Here is a 16668-nt window from a genome sequence, read left to right on the forward strand (position 1 = left end):
TAAATAAGAGTCACTTTTGAACTACAACCAATGAACTCAACCGTAAAGCTAACACTTAAGCATGAAAATCTTTTGGAGACAGACTTTGTGGATGATGATGATACTTTCGAGGGATATAATAATGGATGGCCAGCCGTTTTAAGTAACTTGAAGAGCTTGCTCGAAACAGGACGTACTTTGCCACCAATACATGTAGACTAAATTTTACTGTAGATTCAAAATAAAGTTTGTCCATATGTAAAAACTTGAACAATAATCCTGTATATAAATTTTAATACACAATTCGTTTTATAAACTATTTAGAAAAGTAAAAAGATGTCAGACAAGCTACCGAGATATGGGTAGCTTGTTTGATTTATCGACTTGCATATCGTGTGTTTTTCCTTCTAAATACAAAACTTAAAATAATTCAACGGTTTCTGATTGTAATGACTCAAAGGTTAAATGTATAATACGGAATTATTTTACCAATTGTACGGAAAAAAGATGATAATAGCTACATATGTACAGTGCTGTATTACTTCGTTTACTAATTGGAACTGTTCTTTTTGTATAGACCTTACTGGAAAATTCAACAAATCAAATAGTAAAGTGAGTAGAGATAAACGCATGCCTCCATCCTCAGATTAAGATTTTTCTATGCTAAAGCCGTAAGAATTACAGCGATACCATTAAAGCATCCGTGAATAATTATGCCTGGAACTATTGATCCAGATCTTTCATATGTCCACGCAAATATAAGCCCAGAAATGAAATTGATTGGTAAGGTGTTGTAAGTAGGAATGTGAACCAACATGAATATGAGAGAGCTAAACGCTATCGCAACTGCTATACCAAATCTACTTCTTAACCACTTATAGAGAAATCCTCTGTAAAAAACTTCTTCATAAAATGGGGATATAACAGCAGCGGAGATGAAGCCGATTGTAAAATTTATTGGTGTCAGTTGTGTTTGAAAACTTTCGGTTTTACTATTTTCATAACTGATTCCTAGTACATCCATAATGATTACAACAACAACACTGAGCACAATTAAAGTTATTGTCCAAAAAATAGTAGAAACCCAGTAACGTTTAGTAAAAGATCGTAGTCCAATATCCTTCCATGTTAATTGAAATGGCTTCAAAGTAATGTGATAAACCCCGAGTAGAAAAACAATTGCCATTATTAAACCAGTAAGAGTATCTGTATATAATTTATTTTGAAATAAATTACTGAAAAATTCATTAAACAAATATTCTAAGAAGAATGGTACTAAGATAAAAGTTAGGATAAGCATTAAGATGAATTCTTTCAAAGACCAATCCATCTTTTCTACTACTGAATTCTTATTACTTATCAAAGTGTTCGCCTCCCTGACCTTGGTATGTGATTATTTAATTATATAAGGTGACGTAACGTTACCTACAAGTCTTTTTTAGGGAGTGATGTTTAGTCTTACTTTTCAACAGGTGAGGTATCAAAAAAATAAATATAACCTTGTATACTCTCCGATATTATGACGAAATTAGTTTATTTAAACTAGAAGTAAAAGTAGAAAGAGGTAAAAGATAGTATTCTAAGGAAGGAACATACTAAAACTTGAGGCAAGATAAATTGGAAACACCTGTTACCTTTGATTGCAAAGAGTGAAGATAAAAATTATGCAGGTAGGATTGATGGATTCACTGCCCATGTATCTTTTATTCCAGAAGAAAAGATTGGGATCGTAATCTTGGCAAATAAAGACACCACATATTTACCGGATTGTATAGCGTATCATGTTTATGATCAAATACTTAGCCTTGAGCCGGTGGACTGGAACAAGCAACAGGGAAAAGAGTTAAAAAAATTACTTGAAGGTATTGATCAACAAGAAGAGATGGAGCCGAAACCTGATGCAGTTCCTTCTCACCCGTTATATGATTTCATAGGTCATGTTGTACATCCTGCTTATGAAAATGTAGAGATAACGGAAAAGAACGGAAAATTATATATGGAATATCGTTCGTTGGCGTTTACGTTAATTCATCATGATAATGATATATTCCAAGCGGAAGAAACCTGATTTTGGGTTTCGGTTTCTACGAATGAAGAAGGTGAGATTTATAGTCTTCAGATGCCGCTAGAACCTATTGTTTGAGAAATTATTTTTATCAAACAATAAAATTCGCTGTACTTTTTATTTGTTAGTCGAATGGATGATAGTTGTGCTGTAGTAAATGAGAAAAGGATAGATGAAAATGATCTGTTTTCATCTATCCTTTATTCGTTATATTTTATAGAGGAGGTAAATCAATCTTTCCTTCTTCAAATAATTCTTTAATCATATGCTTCGTATAACCGGCAGCTTGGGCAAATGTGATTTTCGCAGGCATCGGGGCTTCGTTTACATCGACCACAACATCGATAATACACGGTTTATCTTGCTTTACTGCTTTTTCAAAAGCAGGGAGTAATTCATCAATATGTTCGACACGGTAACCAACTCCGCCGCATGCTTCTGCATATTTTGCGAAATCAGGATTTGTTAAGTCTGTACCAAATTCAATATTTCCCATCACTTCTTGTTCGAACTTAATCATAGCAATTTTGTGGTTGTTTAAGACAACGACAACAATGGGTAGTTTATATTTAACGGCTGTGACAAAGTCGTTCATTGTCATACCAAATCCACCATCACCGCATATTGCGAAGACTTGTTTATCAGGATACGCAATTTGCCCAGCTAGTGCCCCAGGTAGTCCGCAACCGAGTGTCGCGAGCCAGCTGGAGATGATAAATTGCTGGTTCGTCATTCGAAAATGACGTGCAGCCCACACTGTTACATTTCCGACATCAACGGATAAAATTGCATCATCATTTGCCACGTGCTGCAGTGCATGCATGACTCTTTGTGGTTTGATTGGAGTAGAAGAGTCTTCTTCTTGATTATGCAATTTTTCTTCCCATTTTTTCATGAGTTCTTGATGATGTTCTAAGAAAGAACGATTGCTATGCTTTTCAACATTTTGTGTGAACCACTTCAACGTTTTATCGGCGTCTCCAGCCAGCCCAATATCAGTTGGATAACGTTTTCCGATTTGTGCAGGATCCGTATCGATATGAAGTGTTTTTGCTTTTTCTGGTAAGAACCCTGTGAAAGGATAAGAAGTACCGACCATGATTAATGTATCCGCATGCTGCATTGCTTCATAGGCAGGTTTTGTTCCGATTAATCCTAGCCCACCGATACAAAGAGGGTGTTCATCTGGAATGATACCTTTTGCTGGAAGTGTTAAGACGATTGGTGCACCAATATGCTCGGCGAATGTCAGTAAAGACTCTTTCGCATGTTTCGCTCCTTTCCCAGCTAAAATAACAGGTTTCTTTGCCTCGTTTAATGCCAATGATGCCAATTTTAAATCCTGTTCTTGCGGAAATAGTTCAGGTAATGTAAAAGAAGAACTTGTTACACGTGCGCCAGCTTCCACTTCAAACTTCGGCACATCATCTGGAATTGTAAGAACAGATACACCTTTTTTCGTATACGCCATACGAATGGCTTGGTTTACAACGGCTGGAAGTTGCTCGGCTGACATGATGCGTTGGTTATATACAGCTACATCATCAAACATTCTTTCTAAATTCACTTCTTGGAAAAATCCGGTACCGAGTAAATCAGATTCAATTTGACCCGTAATCGCAAGAACAGGTGCTTGATCTAGTTTTGCATCATATAATCCATTCAATAAGTGAATGGCCCCAGGCCCAGCAATCGCCATGCATACCCCAAGTTTTCCTGTTAATTTTGCATAAGAAGCAGCTGCTAGAGCACCAGCTTCTTCATGGCGAACTTGAATAAATTTTATTTTATCTTGTGCTTTGCGAAGCGGTTCAATAATGGAATTAATTGAATCGCCAGGCATACCATATACGTGGTCAACGCCCCACTCAATTAATAAATCAACAAGAACTTCACCGGCAGTTTTTCGAAACATGATAGTTCCTCCTTACATACTGAGATACTATTATGTTTCGGAAAAAAAGGTAAAATATACAAATGATGAATGGGATTCTTTTTTTTAGTGATGACCCGCAAATAGTGTGAAAATCGTAATAAGTAAAAATCCGAAAAGAGTCCAAGAAAGAAAAGGGAGTATCGATAAGCGTTTCTTCGCTTTCCAAAGCATTTCATGTATTGTTACATATCCTAAAGATCCGATGGCACTTCCCATTGTGAAGCCTTGTAAATGAACTGCTTTTCCATTCATCATAATACCGAATACGGTGCCGACACCAAGGATGACCGATAATAAAAGAATCGTTAAGATAAAAGAAATGGATTTATTCTGTGTGAATAAGAAAGAAATCATTAAAGCTAAACCTTCAGGGATGTGGTGAATAATAATGGCCAGTAAGAAGGGAATGGCAGATTCGTGATGGTTTGCGAAGGCCGCTCCTAATGCGAATCCACTTGGCATATTGTGAATAAAAATCGCGAACGAAAGAAATAAAAAAGTTTGCCATGCTTGCTGATCTTTTTTATGTATCATAGGATGGTGACAATAGTTATCCATTAACATCATTAATAAAGCTCCAAGTGAAATCCCTAGTATAGGACCGATCATCTCAAAGCTTGAAAATGTTTCGGGAATAATTTCTAACAACAACCCAAGTAAAATACCGCCGCAAAGTGCATATAAGCGATACATTTTTTCTTCAATGAGTTGCCTTGTTGCAAGGCCGACTACGCCTCCCAGCAATAAACCACCAAATGAAAATAACGTAACGATCATCGGAATCCATAATCGTTCCATCGAATCACACTCCAATTTTGTACCTTCTTTTTACCTTACTATGAAAGAGAAGAGATTAGTCCAAGTTATTTAGTGATAAATTTGATTATTTGTTATGGTTTATATATTCAATTTAATTTAATTGAAAAAGAAAGTATTTGTTTGTCAACGAATTGGAGTTTATCAGAATATGAAAATCCGAAACTATATGATGCTGAAAATAATGGTGCACCAGAGTGTGACCTTATATAGCAATGACATTCAATCCAGTTACACAAGTTCAACATTATACGACAATGAGAAAATTTTATGAAGATGAAGTCATTGTAATTCAGCATTTATATGTTTCGCAAACTATAGTGTAAAACGTAAACAAACTTGGTGTGTAGTTTTTAACATGTTTGTTTGCGGATTTGTTTAATTCGAATATAATATTTTCAAAAGATTTAATTTTCTGTTAAAATAAGGTAAGTGTATAAACATAGTAGAGTTTAATTAACACTGGAGGCGAAGCTATATGGTTGAATTTAGAAAGGCAAAACTAGAAGATGTACAAGGAATTATTAAGGTCTGTTCAGATGGCTATAGAAATACATATCCAGAACTGCTGCCGCAATATTATATAGAAAGTACAATTAAGGAATTTTATAATGAAAAAAGAGTGAAAAATGAAATAATTAATATAAGCCAGGAATGGAATGGTTGGTTTGTTGCTGTTGAGGATGGAGAAATTATTGGTGCTGGTGGCGGTGGATTCATTGGTGAAGAAATAGCAGAGTTATTTGTAATATATTTAGACCCACATAGAAAACGAGAAGGAGTAGGCAGTAGATTACTTTCAGTAATTACCAATGATCAAGTTGAACGTGGTGCAAAAGAACAGTGGGTTTCAGTTGCAAAAGACAACTTTATGGGAATACCGTTTTATGAAGCTGTTGGTTTTATATATCAGAATGAGCGTCCTGCATACGGACTTCCAGTAGATGAAGATTTTAAATCAATTAGATATAAACGCAATTTAACAGGTACTTTAGTTAAAAAGTAGTTTGAAAAAGACCTCACAAATTGAGGTCTTTTCTTGCACACTTCTTCATATTTTGAACAGTTGTCTTTTATTGTTGCCTGTTTCCTCTAATAAGAATCGCATAGCATATAAAATACTTCTTTTTTGGTTCATTAATACTTGTATTAAATGAAAGTAACTAATTATTAAAGAGGGTTTTTTCATATCGATTCCTATTGTTTCTAATAACCATGCTAGGGGAGAAGATGTAGAAGTAGAGAAGCATACACATTAAATAGACTCTTTTCATGATGCATGTTTATACAAAATATTTAGAAGAAGAGTGGAGAAAGTGTTGCTAGTAACAGTTAATTTTGTCACATAGATTGAAAATTGAAGAAAATCCAGTAACACCTCTTTTATAGAGGCTTTTTCTATGCACTCCTTAACATCTTCAACGTTGTTTGCAAAGGTTTTTGATAAGCTAAAATAAGCACTTGTTCTACTTGACTTTCAAATCCTAAGTTTTTATCGAGGTATTTAGTTACCAATCATTGAACCATATTTTATGAACCTTTGTATGGTATGGTCAAGAAAGCCACAATTCTTGCTCCGTGGTTAGCGGGTGCTGCGATGGCATTTAGTTCTGTATCAATTGTGTTAAATGCATTATGACTTCAAAGGGTAAAATTGTAGACGGCTTTCGAACTGTCTATTTTATTATGAAAAAGAGCGACATATTCAGCATTTTAACGATAATTTTGTTTTTTGAAGAAGCTGCTGTTACATAAAAAAGTTGGATTTTCTGCAATCTCTTCTGCACTCTAGGTAGGAATTTTTGCATAGAATGTAGAAATTTCCAAAATGGTCTTATCTTTTTAGTTGTAAAGGAGGTATTGTAATGGAAGTTACTATTCGTGCTGTGCAGATACATGATGCTAACGCAATTCATCGTATCTGTACACAAGATGCTGTTCTACCGTATATGGTTTTTCTTCCCAGTATGCGAGTGGATGCTATGGAAAATAGGATTCGTAACTTGGGACATAATCAATTTGAATTTGTTGCGGAGTTTGGTGGTAACGTTGTTGGATTTGTAGGTTTAACCCAAGGACAAGGTCGAAGGTCGCATTCGGGAGATATATTCATTGGCGTAGACAGCGAATATCATAAAAAAGGAATTGGGAAAGCGTTACTTACGAAAATACTTGACCTTGCAGACAATTGGCTAATGCTTGAAAGAGTGGAACTTGGTGTTCTCGTAACAAATCCTGGTGCACAAGCATTGTATGAAAAGTTTGGGTTTTCAGAAGAAGGAAAAAAGAAAGGTAGTTTAAAAGCTCACGGTAGATTTATCGATGAAATAATGATGAGTCGCCTCCGTCCAAACGGCCTTCTCATACATACTTAACTATTATAAGAAAAAAGGGTACTTTCCATGGAAGGTACTCTTTTTTTATGATAGTCATCATTTTACCTTAACAAAGACTACTATTAAAAAACACTTTTTCAAATGTCTTGGATGTTTGACGAAAAATTCCGTCAGGGAAAGGGTTAGCAAAAAAATTATCGATGCCAGATGTAGTCCAAAACTTTAACGAATTAAATGGCAGACTTGAAGAAAAGAAAAAAGCTTCCCCAACTAAAGGGTGCATTAGCTAAAAAATAAAGGAAGACCCATATTAGTTATGTATAATATGAGTCCTCCTTTATTTTTTCATTATAGTATATTTAGCGTTTCATTAGCTTTTTGTGCCAAGTTTGCATGAATCGCAGGAATTTTCTAAGGTCAAATTAGCAAAACATACATTTTACCAATAGGTCTTTTTTAGTATATTTTTCAATAAGACCCAAATGGGATGCGCGCTTTCGTTTTGTTCCATTCACTTTGTCAGTAAGCATATACAGGTAAACCTTGTAGGTATTGAGAAGTTATGAAATCGTATGATAAAAAGCTTTCCGAATAGCGGTTTCTCTTGGATCATCAAACATTTGCATGCCAACTCTTGTCATTGCATAAGCGAAGCCAACTTGATTTATAGGATCTGCGAAACATAAAGAACCGCCTGCACCTGGATGACCAAAACACGAGGGATTTCCGTAATGGGAACCCGTTTCTAGTGGTTTGAAAAAACCTAGAGAAAAAGCGGTATCTACCGTTTGTACAGCATCACGCCATCCGCTATTAGTTTGTGTAGGTGGTTGAGATAGTTCATCCAATGTAGGGGGACTTAAATGTAAAAAAGGACCACCGTTAGCAAATTCACTATAGATTTTCGCCATATCATGTACTACACCGATACCGTTTCCAGATGGGAATTCTACTTCTCGTAGTTCTCTTTTGTTAAAATTATCATGTGCTAGTAATCCCTTTGGATCCACCATACTGCGTTTTGCTAAAGACTTTGGATTCATAAATGCCCATAGTAAGCTTTTGGGAAAGGAACCAAAGCTTTTAAAAATGTCAAAAATGGATTGAATTCCTTTGATAGTCGCAATTCGCTTATCAGGAAGGGATGTTGGTATTCCAATATACATCTCTGCATTTAATGGCTTTGCAATTTCTTCATTAAAAAATCGAGTTAAGTTTCGTCCTTTCGGATCTACATGACGAATTAATTCACTTATAAGCCATCCAATTGTCCATGTATGGTATCCGTGCTGGATTCCAGGTTCCCAAGCTGGTTTCATTTGTTCTAAATAGGGGACAACATGTTTTGTATCAAAATCGCCAAGCTTATGTAATGGTAATTTGTTAATACAACATAACCCTGCTTGGTGTCCAAGCAGCTGCCGAACTGTGATGTTTTCTTTTCCATTTACTCCGAATTCTTTCCAATAAGTAGATACTTTCTCTTCGTAATTTATATAACCTTTTGAATGTGCTAAGGCCAATGCAAGAGCAGCAAATCCTTTTGTTCCAGAAAAGATGAGAACCGCTGTATCTTCTTGCCGAAGTTCTTTTGTATTATGGTCACGATATCCACCCCATAAATCAACAACGCATTCACCTTTGTAATAGATGCAACAAGCTGCCCCTAATTCATCATGAGTTGTAAAATTTTCTGTAAATACATGTTTTACTTGTTCAAATCCAGGTCTTACGAAACCATCAACATGAATAGTTTGTTCCATTTGTACAGCCCCTTATTGTTTTAACTGTAACATGTTAAAATATTAATATATATAACAATACTCCACCAATATATGTAAATCCTGCTTCTCATTTAATAGGGGAAAGGGATAACAGCTTTCAACGACAAAGATGCATATATATTCAGAGAGACTTTCAAGATAAACGGAAATATAATGAATAGTAACATTAAATTTTGTCACATAGATTGAAAATTGAAGAAAATCTAGTAACACCTCTTTTTGTAACAAATAAAAAAATCGCGACCTATATATGCGGGTTTGCGACGAAAGCACCGAATAGGTTAATTAACTACTTGTTTGAGAAAACGAATGTGAAGATTCTTAATGCCGTCGCTCTAACACGTAATATATCCTCGAATAGGGTCATTGAAAAAAGTGGGTTTAATTTCATAAGTAGTATTGAAATTGAAAACGAGGAATACCACTACTACCAACTAAGCAAGCAAATATTTTAAACGGTTTTTAATCTTTCAAAGACGCCATTCTTTTGTATTTTGAAGGATTAAATATAAATTCTAATTAAGCTCCTAGTATCGCAAGACTATTAGGTATTCATGTTGAGCATTAATGATGAGAGGAAATAAAAAATGGAACCAAAAATAATAAGTATTCCAGCAAAGAAAATTGTAGGGATTAGGAAAGAAACAACTTTTATAAAAGATTTCGAAATTACAAGGGGAATATGGCAAACATTTATGCCATTAAGAAATAGCATCCCTCACAGAAGTAACTCTTGTTTTCTTTCCGTAAAGGTGTTAAAAACCCCTTGAATATGGGTGATATGAACTATACTTATCAAAAATGGGCTGCTGTGGAGGTTAAAAGTTTTGACAAAGATATTTCTTCAGAATTATCCACACATACATTAACCGGAGGCTTATATGCTGTTTTTATACATCAAGGAACGGCATCTGATATGAGCACATTCCAGTACATTTTTCAAGAATGGTTACCGAATTCAAATTATAGTTTAGACTTAAGGGAACATTTTGAAGTTATGGATGATACTTATCGCCCGGACGATTTAAACGCAAAAGAAGAGATTTGGATACCAATAAAAGTTAAATGACGAATAAAGATATAAATACTATGAAACGGATTATTAGAATGAAAACATGTATGCATATGGAATCGATAAATAAGAGAGCTGGAATTTTTCTTTCCAGTTCTCTTATTATTTTTAGGAATATATTTAAAAAAATCACGTTTTTATCAAAAAATGACTTCTTACCAAGAGGTCTTTTTTAGTATGTTTTTCAAGAAGAATCTGTTAGTGGGAAATCGAATCATGACTACTGATAACGGGATTTATGTCAACTTAAGATAAAGTTAAAAGTAATACAAAAGACTTATATACTATGAACATCTAAGTCTTTTGTATTACTTCATTCTTATACTAATAAGGGATGTAACGAAACATAGGACTACTCTATACTAATAGATGAAAGCGCTCTTAAAATTATAAGGAGGAAATTGCATGAAAAAGTGGGTTCAGTTTAGAATAGCAAGACCGACAGATAAATTTGAAGAAGTTATAAAATTTTATGAAGAAGGTTTAGGTTTAAAACGCATAGGTGAGTTTCAAAATCATGAAGGTTATGATGGGGTAATGCTTGGATTACCTGATGTAGAGTATCATTTAGAGTTTACAAAGCATATTAACGGAAGCCCGTGTCCTGCTCCAACAAAAGATAACTTACTTGTATTTTATATGCCTGATAAAGCTGAAATTGAAAAAATGAATAATAGACTAAATGCAATGGGGTATTATGAAGTTGAACCCGAAAACCCTTACTGGAAAGAAAAAGGTACTACAATAGAAGATCCTGATGGGTGGAGAATTGTACTAATGAATACAGATGGGTAAAGAGAACTGCCGTATAGTATAGAGACAGTTCATTTCAGTTTCAAGCTAATAGATACGTTTTATAAAGAGTACACGTAAAAGGAGTCTATTTTGATTAAATTGTTTTCAAAAACAGGCTCTTTTTATTGTGGTTAGATTGATGGCTATGTGCGGTACAGCAATTAACAACATACAAACTTATTGCTAAGAATCCTCATCTCATTTTATATTTTCTTCAGCTTGGAGTGCAGTTATTTCTAATGAACCTCAATAGAAAGCTTAGCGATTGTATTTTCATTTTCTTTAATCGTTAAAATAACATTTCCAGTCTCGTTAAACGTATGAGATGAGAGTTGATAAAGCTCTTGTATCTTAAATTTTTCTTTGATTTTTTTTACAGATTCACTTTTTATTAAAGATAAACTAGGTTTCCAAACCTCTTTTTTACCAGAAGGGTAGTTTATTATAATATGAGCATCTTTTAGATTCAGTTCTTTCCAAGAAGCTAAATAAAGTTTTGTCTCTTGTCCGTTTTTTATTAACTGTTCTGAAAAATATCCTAATTCACCGATATCCCCAAGAATAGTATATTGTGTGTTATCTATTTTTATATCTTGAAAGGGAGGTTGATATGTGACGGCATTGTAAATTCCATAAGAAAGAGCTAAAGTAGAAGCAATTGTAAGTCCGATTATAAATTTTTTGAAGCCGCTTCCTTTAAAGCTAGTCATCATTACTGAATTTGGTGTAAACTTCTGGGCTAATAAAAAAATAATCAGGATTACAATGAGAGAAATACCTATAAAAATATACATACTCATAACCCTCCTCTTCATTTTACACCAAACGCTCACTTGATAAATGTAGATGGAATTTGTGACAACTTTTTTTGAATGTTTTTAGTGAAATAAAGTGAAACTTTAATCAGTGGGGGTTTTCTTCATCCCCCACTGATTATTAGCCCTCACCAATCGGGCTTTTACGGGCAGTTTATCCCGCACCTATCTTCTTTGATTTTCTTAGAATCTTGAGGTGGGGGTATTACTGCCCGTTAATGCGGGATAAATTTATATTGTTACTAATATATTAACATAAATATCCAATTATCCTTCTTGATATTACAAAAGATTGTAGATGAATTTCAGCTATCTGATATTGATAGAGAGGAAGTTCTTACTTATAATATTTAGTTACTTCTTTTTTCATTCTCCATATTCCATATGAAAGTAACCCTCTAACAATGATTGCAGTTATCATTAGATTAGTAAACATTACATTTTTATAATGGATTATATTCATTTTACGGGCATAAAAATATTTTTCATGATACTGGATTGTTGTATAGAAGGAAAGTAAGATACTAGTTGCAATTCCCATGAAAACAGCAGATAAATCAATCCAAATATGTGAAAGGGGAGCTGAAAAACCACAAATCGTTGCGAATACTGTGGGCAGTAGAAAACTTAACAATAATTTGCGTGTTTTACTTTTCTTTCAAATGAATTGATGAGAAAAGCTCCCGTATACTTAAAAGTATAAAAGGTAATAAGGGGAAACCAACCATAAGAAGGAGATGCAATCAAAGGAGGCGAAATGGTTGAAGAATGGTATAGATATAAATATTTAAGATGCAAATCAAAAAGAAGAAGGGTTTTCTGATATAATATATCAATAGACAGAGAAGGAGGGTCTCGATGGCATTTCCTATTTTAGAAACAAAAAGGTTACATTTAATTGAGATTGAACAATTACATTGTCAAAAAATATATGATATTTTTTCACTTGAAGAGGTAACGCGTTATAATGGTATGAATTCTTTTACAAAGTTCGGACAAGCTTCTCGAATGATTGAATCTTTTTCGAAAAATTATTTTGAAAAAAGTGCGATTCGTTGGGGAATTGTTGTGAAAGAAACAGGTGCATTTATAGGGACAGCTGGTTTAAATAATTTACAACTTTGGAGTAAACGATCTGAAATTGGATACGAGTTACACCCTTCTTACTGGGGAAAAGGATATGCATCTGAAGCCGTTCGACAAATAGTAACATACATTTTTCAGGAACTAGGTTTATTCCGCATTGGGGCAATTACATACCCTGAAAATATAGCCTCTTCTAGTATGTTATCCAAAATAGGATTTCAAAAAGAAGGATTATTAAGAGGATATATTAATCAAGGTAACCGGCAACGAGATGCTTTTATATATTCTATGTTACTAACTGACTGGGAAAAGAGTTATGGAATATAACTTGCATGGCTCTTTCCTGTGCTACTGTTAATCAGATACAGGGGCATAAAGAACCCCTCTTACAAAAATGTAAGAGGGGTAATGAAAGTATTAACCTAATTTAGGTAATAAACGTTCTCCACTTTTCATGCTACTTTTACATAAAGGGCATTTTGGCTCTTCTTCAAATGAAAAGTTTTTTCTCATCCATCCTAAACAATCTTCAGATTCACATTCCCATACAGGGGTTTCCTCTGGTGGTACTTCTGCTACGTCGTTCTTTCTATTTCGATACATGGGACCACTCCTTTTATGTAAAATATTTTGTTTATATAAGTAAAAAGGTTGTTAACCGTTCGATGTTAACAACCTTTTTATTGTTTAAATTATAGCTTTACAACGTTTTTCGCTTGAGGTCCGCGGTTGCCGTCTTCAACTTCAAAGCTAACTTCTTGACCTTCGTCAAGAGATTTGAAGCCGTCGCCAGTGATAGCTGAGAAGTGAACGAATACGTCGTTACCGTCTGCAACTTCGATGAAACCGAAACCTTTTTCGCTGTTAAACCATTTTACTTTACCTGTTAATGTCATGGTAAATGCCTCCTAAAAATAAGAAAAATGAATTGCAATATGATCCGTCTTATTTCATTGAAAATAAAAATTCACATATTATCAAAAACCCATAAGGAACGTATATTATCCCTAATTGATGCTTGATAATATGTAAAGTAAACCATTTGTGTATTTATCCTACAACATATCTTACAACAAATGGAGAGAAATAGCAAGTGTTGGAAGGATTAGGAATTTTATATCATTTACGTTATTGTAAATAACCTGTAAAAGTATGTGGAATAACAAATAAAGTGTAAAATAAGTAATAGTTATTATAAAATTAGAAATTAATAACAGAGGAGGGACTATTTTGAATAAGGGTTCATTTACAATGATCGAAGCAGCACGAGAAGGACGAAAGAAAATCCATCCCATTTTTGCAGTTATTCTAGCCATTTTATTTTTATCATTCAGTGGAGTATTTATGTTATTCATGCTAGTTTTACCAAAAGTGGAAACTACATTCATGAAAGGTATCTATGACAATTTAAGACTGTTATTAACGTTTGGTGGAACCATTCTATTCGTATTTTTATGGGTTCGCTTTGTTGAAAAGAGACCATTTTCATCAATTGGCTTTTGGAAAGGAGAAGCCTGGAAAAAGTATTTACGCGGGGCTCTGTTAGGTTTTGTTTTCATATCAATTCCAGTGGTATTACTTGTTATTACAGGATTTGCAAAGCTAGAGATGCAACACATTACGAGTACGTTTATTTTAGGTGTATTAGGTTCTTTAGTTGCCTTTTTAGTACAAGGTGCTGCAGAAGAAATTGTTGTACGTGGTTGGTTATTCCCAATCATTTCTGTAAGAAGTCGTATATGGGTTGGGATTGTGGTTACATCGTTTTTATTTGGTTTTCTTCATTTGTTTAATCCTGGAATTACAGTTCTCTCTATATTAAATATTATTTTTGTTGGTGTATTTGCAGCACTTTATGCATTAAAGGAAAATAGTTTATGGGGCATTTGTGCTTGGCATTCCATTTGGAACTGGGCTCAGTATAATATATACGGATTTGCAGTAAGTGGGACGACTATTTATTCTACACCGTTGTTTAAATCAACGATCACTGGCTCAGAGAAATTGAATGGTGGTGCATTTGGAATCGAAGGAAGTATCATTACTACGCTTATGCTTGCAGTTGCTTCATTTGTTTTATGGAAACAAATATGGGGAAGAAAAGCTAAAAAACGTATAAATGGCTAAGATATGCTGAAAGAAATAAGAAATTGGTTAGAACAGAATCAAGCATAAAGAATCGTAATCAAAAACGAGTACTGTTTGAAATATTGATACTCGTTTTCTTAAGAGAATTGAAGTTTAGTTTAGGTAATGAAACACGCTATTGATTTATCTTGTATGACTATAACGTTTGCCTTTTTGTTTTCTCGACATATAAACCGCGGCTATGGATAACAAAAGGTGACCTGCACTCGTTTTCTCTCTTTGTTTTCACTTGGCATGGGACAGGAAAAGGATCTGACCGCTTCTATGCATGGCCGGATACTCTTTCCCACCTAAAAAGAAGGGGTTTATGTCGGTTTTTTAATTTGTATTTATATAGATAACTGTTTTTTACTTGCTGCAAGACCGTTTTTTCGCAGTCAAATTTGAATGTTCTAGATTTCGAAAATCGATATCTTCATGTGAATAAGAATGGAGTTTATTTTATAAAATCATTATCTTTTTACAGAATAATCTTGCAATATTAAAATGGAAACAAATACAATAAAAGGAAATGTATATAGTGATTTTGGGGAGAGCGTATGAACGAAGCTAGTTTATGGAGAGAAGAACTTGCACGCAGTATCTGTTTGGCGTATACACAAAATACGTCTGTCGATGCAGTCATGATTGCTGGCTCTGTGTCTCGCGGAATGGCTGACAAATATTCCGATATTGAAGTGCATATTTTTTGGTCGCAGTCACCTTCAGATGAAGAACGAATTGCAGCTATGAAACGTGCAGATGGCATTTTAGTAGACTTTTATCCATATGAAGAAGATGAATGGTCTGAAGTATATAAAGTTCAAGGGGTCAAAATTGAAGTAAGTCAATTTCTTTCTAATACAATAGAGCAATACATAAAAGAGGTAGTGGAAGACTGTAATATGAATATTGATAAGCAAGTTTTATTAGCATCTGTCCAATATGGGTTGCCTATATATGGTCATGATAAAGTAAATGGGTGGAAAAAATGCATTGAATATTATCCTGATTCATTAGTAAATGCTGTAGTAGAACAGCATTTGAATTTCGATGCTTTATGGTATTATGAATCTTTAGCTTATCGTGAAGACTGGTTGATGTCTTGTGAAGTATACAGTAGTGTAATTAAAAATATGATAGGTGTTCTACATGGGTTAAACCGAATGTATATTGCTCATCCCCGGTATAAATGGGTGAATCAATCTCTAGAAGAGATGAAAATCAAACCTCACAATTTAAACAATCGTCTACAACAAAGTATTTGTAATCTATCTTTTTGGGGAGTTTCTGAATTACAGTGTATTGCAGAAGAAATTTATACGCTAGTAGAACAGCAGTTACCGATGTTAGAAGTGAAGCGGCCAAAGCAAAGAGAGTTTTGGGATAAAAAGCCTGATTTATTGTAGTAATTTGTATAATAAAGTTATTCTGTTTTAAAAAAAAGAGAGGTGGGCTTCATGAAGAAACTTCTAAATGAGATTGAAGTTATTCACATCGTACAAGTTGGAATTGCTTTTCTTGTATGGATTTGTACGACGCTTATTAGTTGGTATGAGGGAAGTAAATTATTAGATAATCCATGGGAGTGGAAATACACAGCCAAGTTTACAAAGTTTTTTCTAGGTCATGCAACGAATGAAGGAGATATTCTTCAGTTAGATTTTTTCATTTATAGTGCGAAATTTATCCCGCTTCCTTTTTTTATGATGATTATTAGTTTTTGCTATATGTTGTTAGTCATGCTGCACGTGTGCTTAAAAGCTTTCTATTTCAAAAAAATTATAGAAGTGTGATTCATTATGAAACTAGGTGATGGGGTGCATTTAGTTTCGATTAACTGAATATAAGGAAAAA

Annotated in this window: 18 protein-coding genes and 2 pseudogenes; 13 read left to right on the plus strand and 7 right to left on the minus strand. The window is 34.1% G+C overall.

The features are described 5' to 3' along the window. The first annotated feature begins 3 nt into the window (after positions 1–3). Entirely contained in the window at positions 4–201 is a 198-nt protein-coding gene (locus tag QRE67_RS28655) for an SRPBCC domain-containing protein (RefSeq protein WP_353507080.1), read from the plus strand. A gap of 436 nt (positions 202–637) precedes the next feature. Here the strand turns inward: QRE67_RS28655 and QRE67_RS11640 are convergent, their stop codons facing one another. Continuing rightward, positions 638–1342, minus strand: coding sequence for a CPBP family intramembrane glutamic endopeptidase (locus tag QRE67_RS11640; protein WP_353507063.1), 705 nt, complete (start codon positions 1340–1342; stop codon positions 638–640). A 273-nt stretch (positions 1343–1615) separates the two neighbouring features. On the opposite strand from QRE67_RS11640, the gene QRE67_RS11645 reads away from it, so the two are divergent. Beyond that, positions 1616–2047 (plus strand): DUF3471 domain-containing protein, encoded by a 432-nt coding sequence (locus QRE67_RS11645; protein WP_286124984.1) that lies wholly within the window; start codon positions 1616–1618, stop codon positions 2045–2047. A gap of 211 nt (positions 2048–2258) precedes the next feature. On the opposite strand, the gene QRE67_RS11650 is transcribed toward QRE67_RS11645, so the two are convergent. Both QRE67_RS11650 and QRE67_RS11655 read right to left on the minus strand, forming a co-directional pair. Further along, positions 2259–3959 (minus strand): pyruvate oxidase, encoded by a 1701-nt coding sequence (locus QRE67_RS11650; RefSeq protein WP_286124985.1) that lies wholly within the window; start codon positions 3957–3959, stop codon positions 2259–2261. A gap of 84 nt (positions 3960–4043) precedes the next feature. After that, positions 4044–4778: a ZIP family metal transporter gene (locus tag QRE67_RS11655; protein ID WP_286124986.1), complete on the minus strand. Its 735-nt coding sequence runs from the start codon at positions 4776–4778 to the stop codon at positions 4044–4046. Positions 4779–5274: 496 nt separating this feature from the next. On the opposite strand from QRE67_RS11655, the gene QRE67_RS11660 reads away from it, so the two are divergent. The 3 genes and pseudogenes from QRE67_RS11660 (at position 5275) to QRE67_RS11665 (ending at position 7171) form a co-directional block, all read left to right on the plus strand. Continuing rightward, a complete protein-coding gene (locus tag QRE67_RS11660) occupies positions 5275–5802 on the plus strand; it encodes a GNAT family N-acetyltransferase (protein ID WP_286124987.1) in 528 nt (175 codons plus the stop codon). A gap of 564 nt (positions 5803–6366) precedes the next feature. Next, positions 6367–6435, plus strand: a pseudogene (locus tag QRE67_RS28870) (hypothetical protein); the annotation flags it as partial. Between the two features lie 226 nt (positions 6436–6661). Then, positions 6662–7171, plus strand: a complete 510-nt coding sequence (locus QRE67_RS11665; RefSeq protein WP_286124988.1) for a GNAT family N-acetyltransferase — start codon at positions 6662–6664, stop codon at positions 7169–7171. 521 nt (positions 7172–7692) lie between these two features. Here QRE67_RS11665 and QRE67_RS11670 read toward each other — a convergent pair. Continuing rightward, complete coding sequence (locus tag QRE67_RS11670; RefSeq protein ID WP_286124989.1) at positions 7693–8895, minus strand: serine hydrolase domain-containing protein; 1203 nt, start codon at positions 8893–8895, stop codon at positions 7693–7695. A gap of 275 nt (positions 8896–9170) precedes the next feature. On the opposite strand from QRE67_RS11670, the pseudogene QRE67_RS11675 reads away from it, so the two are divergent. The 4 genes and pseudogenes from QRE67_RS11675 to QRE67_RS11690 all read left to right on the plus strand — a co-directional run. Then, a pseudogene (locus tag QRE67_RS11675) lies at positions 9171–9371 on the plus strand (GNAT family N-acetyltransferase); the annotation flags it as partial. Between the two features lie 132 nt (positions 9372–9503). Beyond that, on the plus strand, positions 9504–9686 hold the full coding sequence (locus QRE67_RS11680) for a hypothetical protein (protein ID WP_286124990.1): 183 nt from the start codon (positions 9504–9506) through the stop codon (positions 9684–9686). A gap of 2 nt (positions 9687–9688) precedes the next feature. Beyond that, positions 9689–9985 carry a GyrI-like domain-containing protein gene (locus QRE67_RS11685; RefSeq protein WP_286125263.1) on the plus strand — a complete coding sequence of 99 codons (297 nt, stop codon included), beginning with the start codon at positions 9689–9691 and terminating at the stop codon, positions 9983–9985. Positions 9986–10393: 408 nt separating this feature from the next. Next, complete coding sequence (locus QRE67_RS11690) at positions 10394–10783, plus strand: VOC family protein (RefSeq protein ID WP_286124991.1); 390 nt, start codon at positions 10394–10396, stop codon at positions 10781–10783. Positions 10784–11019: 236 nt separating this feature from the next. On the opposite strand, the gene QRE67_RS11695 is transcribed toward QRE67_RS11690, so the two are convergent. Further along, a complete protein-coding gene (locus QRE67_RS11695; RefSeq protein WP_286124992.1) occupies positions 11020–11577 on the minus strand; it encodes a hypothetical protein in 558 nt (185 codons plus the stop codon). 879 nt (positions 11578–12456) lie between these two features. Here QRE67_RS11695 and QRE67_RS11700 point away from each other — a divergent pair. Then, positions 12457–13011, plus strand: coding sequence for a GNAT family N-acetyltransferase (locus tag QRE67_RS11700; protein WP_286124993.1), 555 nt, complete (start codon positions 12457–12459; stop codon positions 13009–13011). A gap of 90 nt (positions 13012–13101) precedes the next feature. On the opposite strand, the gene QRE67_RS11705 is transcribed toward QRE67_RS11700, so the two are convergent. Both QRE67_RS11705 and cspD read right to left on the minus strand, forming a co-directional pair. Continuing rightward, a complete protein-coding gene (locus QRE67_RS11705) occupies positions 13102–13287 on the minus strand; it encodes a cold-shock protein (protein WP_286124994.1) in 186 nt (61 codons plus the stop codon). A gap of 89 nt (positions 13288–13376) precedes the next feature. Beyond that, the gene (gene cspD / locus QRE67_RS11710; RefSeq protein WP_000176365.1) at positions 13377–13580 is read right to left on the minus strand and encodes a cold-shock protein CspD; all 204 of its coding nucleotides are present in this window, start codon (positions 13578–13580) and stop codon (positions 13377–13379) included. Between the two features lie 355 nt (positions 13581–13935). Between cspD and QRE67_RS11715 the strand changes: the two genes are divergently transcribed. From QRE67_RS11715 to QRE67_RS11725, 3 genes are all read left to right on the plus strand, one after another. After that, a complete protein-coding gene (locus QRE67_RS11715; RefSeq protein ID WP_483298701.1) occupies positions 13936–14811 on the plus strand; it encodes a CPBP family intramembrane glutamic endopeptidase in 876 nt (291 codons plus the stop codon). Positions 14812–15371: 560 nt separating this feature from the next. After that, on the plus strand, positions 15372–16220 hold the full coding sequence (locus tag QRE67_RS11720) for a DUF4037 domain-containing protein (protein WP_286124996.1): 849 nt from the start codon (positions 15372–15374) through the stop codon (positions 16218–16220). A 51-nt stretch (positions 16221–16271) separates the two neighbouring features. Continuing rightward, the gene (locus QRE67_RS11725; protein WP_483298675.1) at positions 16272–16607 is read left to right on the plus strand and encodes a YjdJ family protein; all 336 of its coding nucleotides are present in this window, start codon (positions 16272–16274) and stop codon (positions 16605–16607) included. Positions 16608–16668 lie beyond the last annotated feature (61 nt).

The organism is Bacillus sp. DX3.1 (genome assembly GCF_030292155.1).
Lineage (GTDB): Bacteria > Bacillota > Bacilli > Bacillales > Bacillaceae_G > Bacillus_A.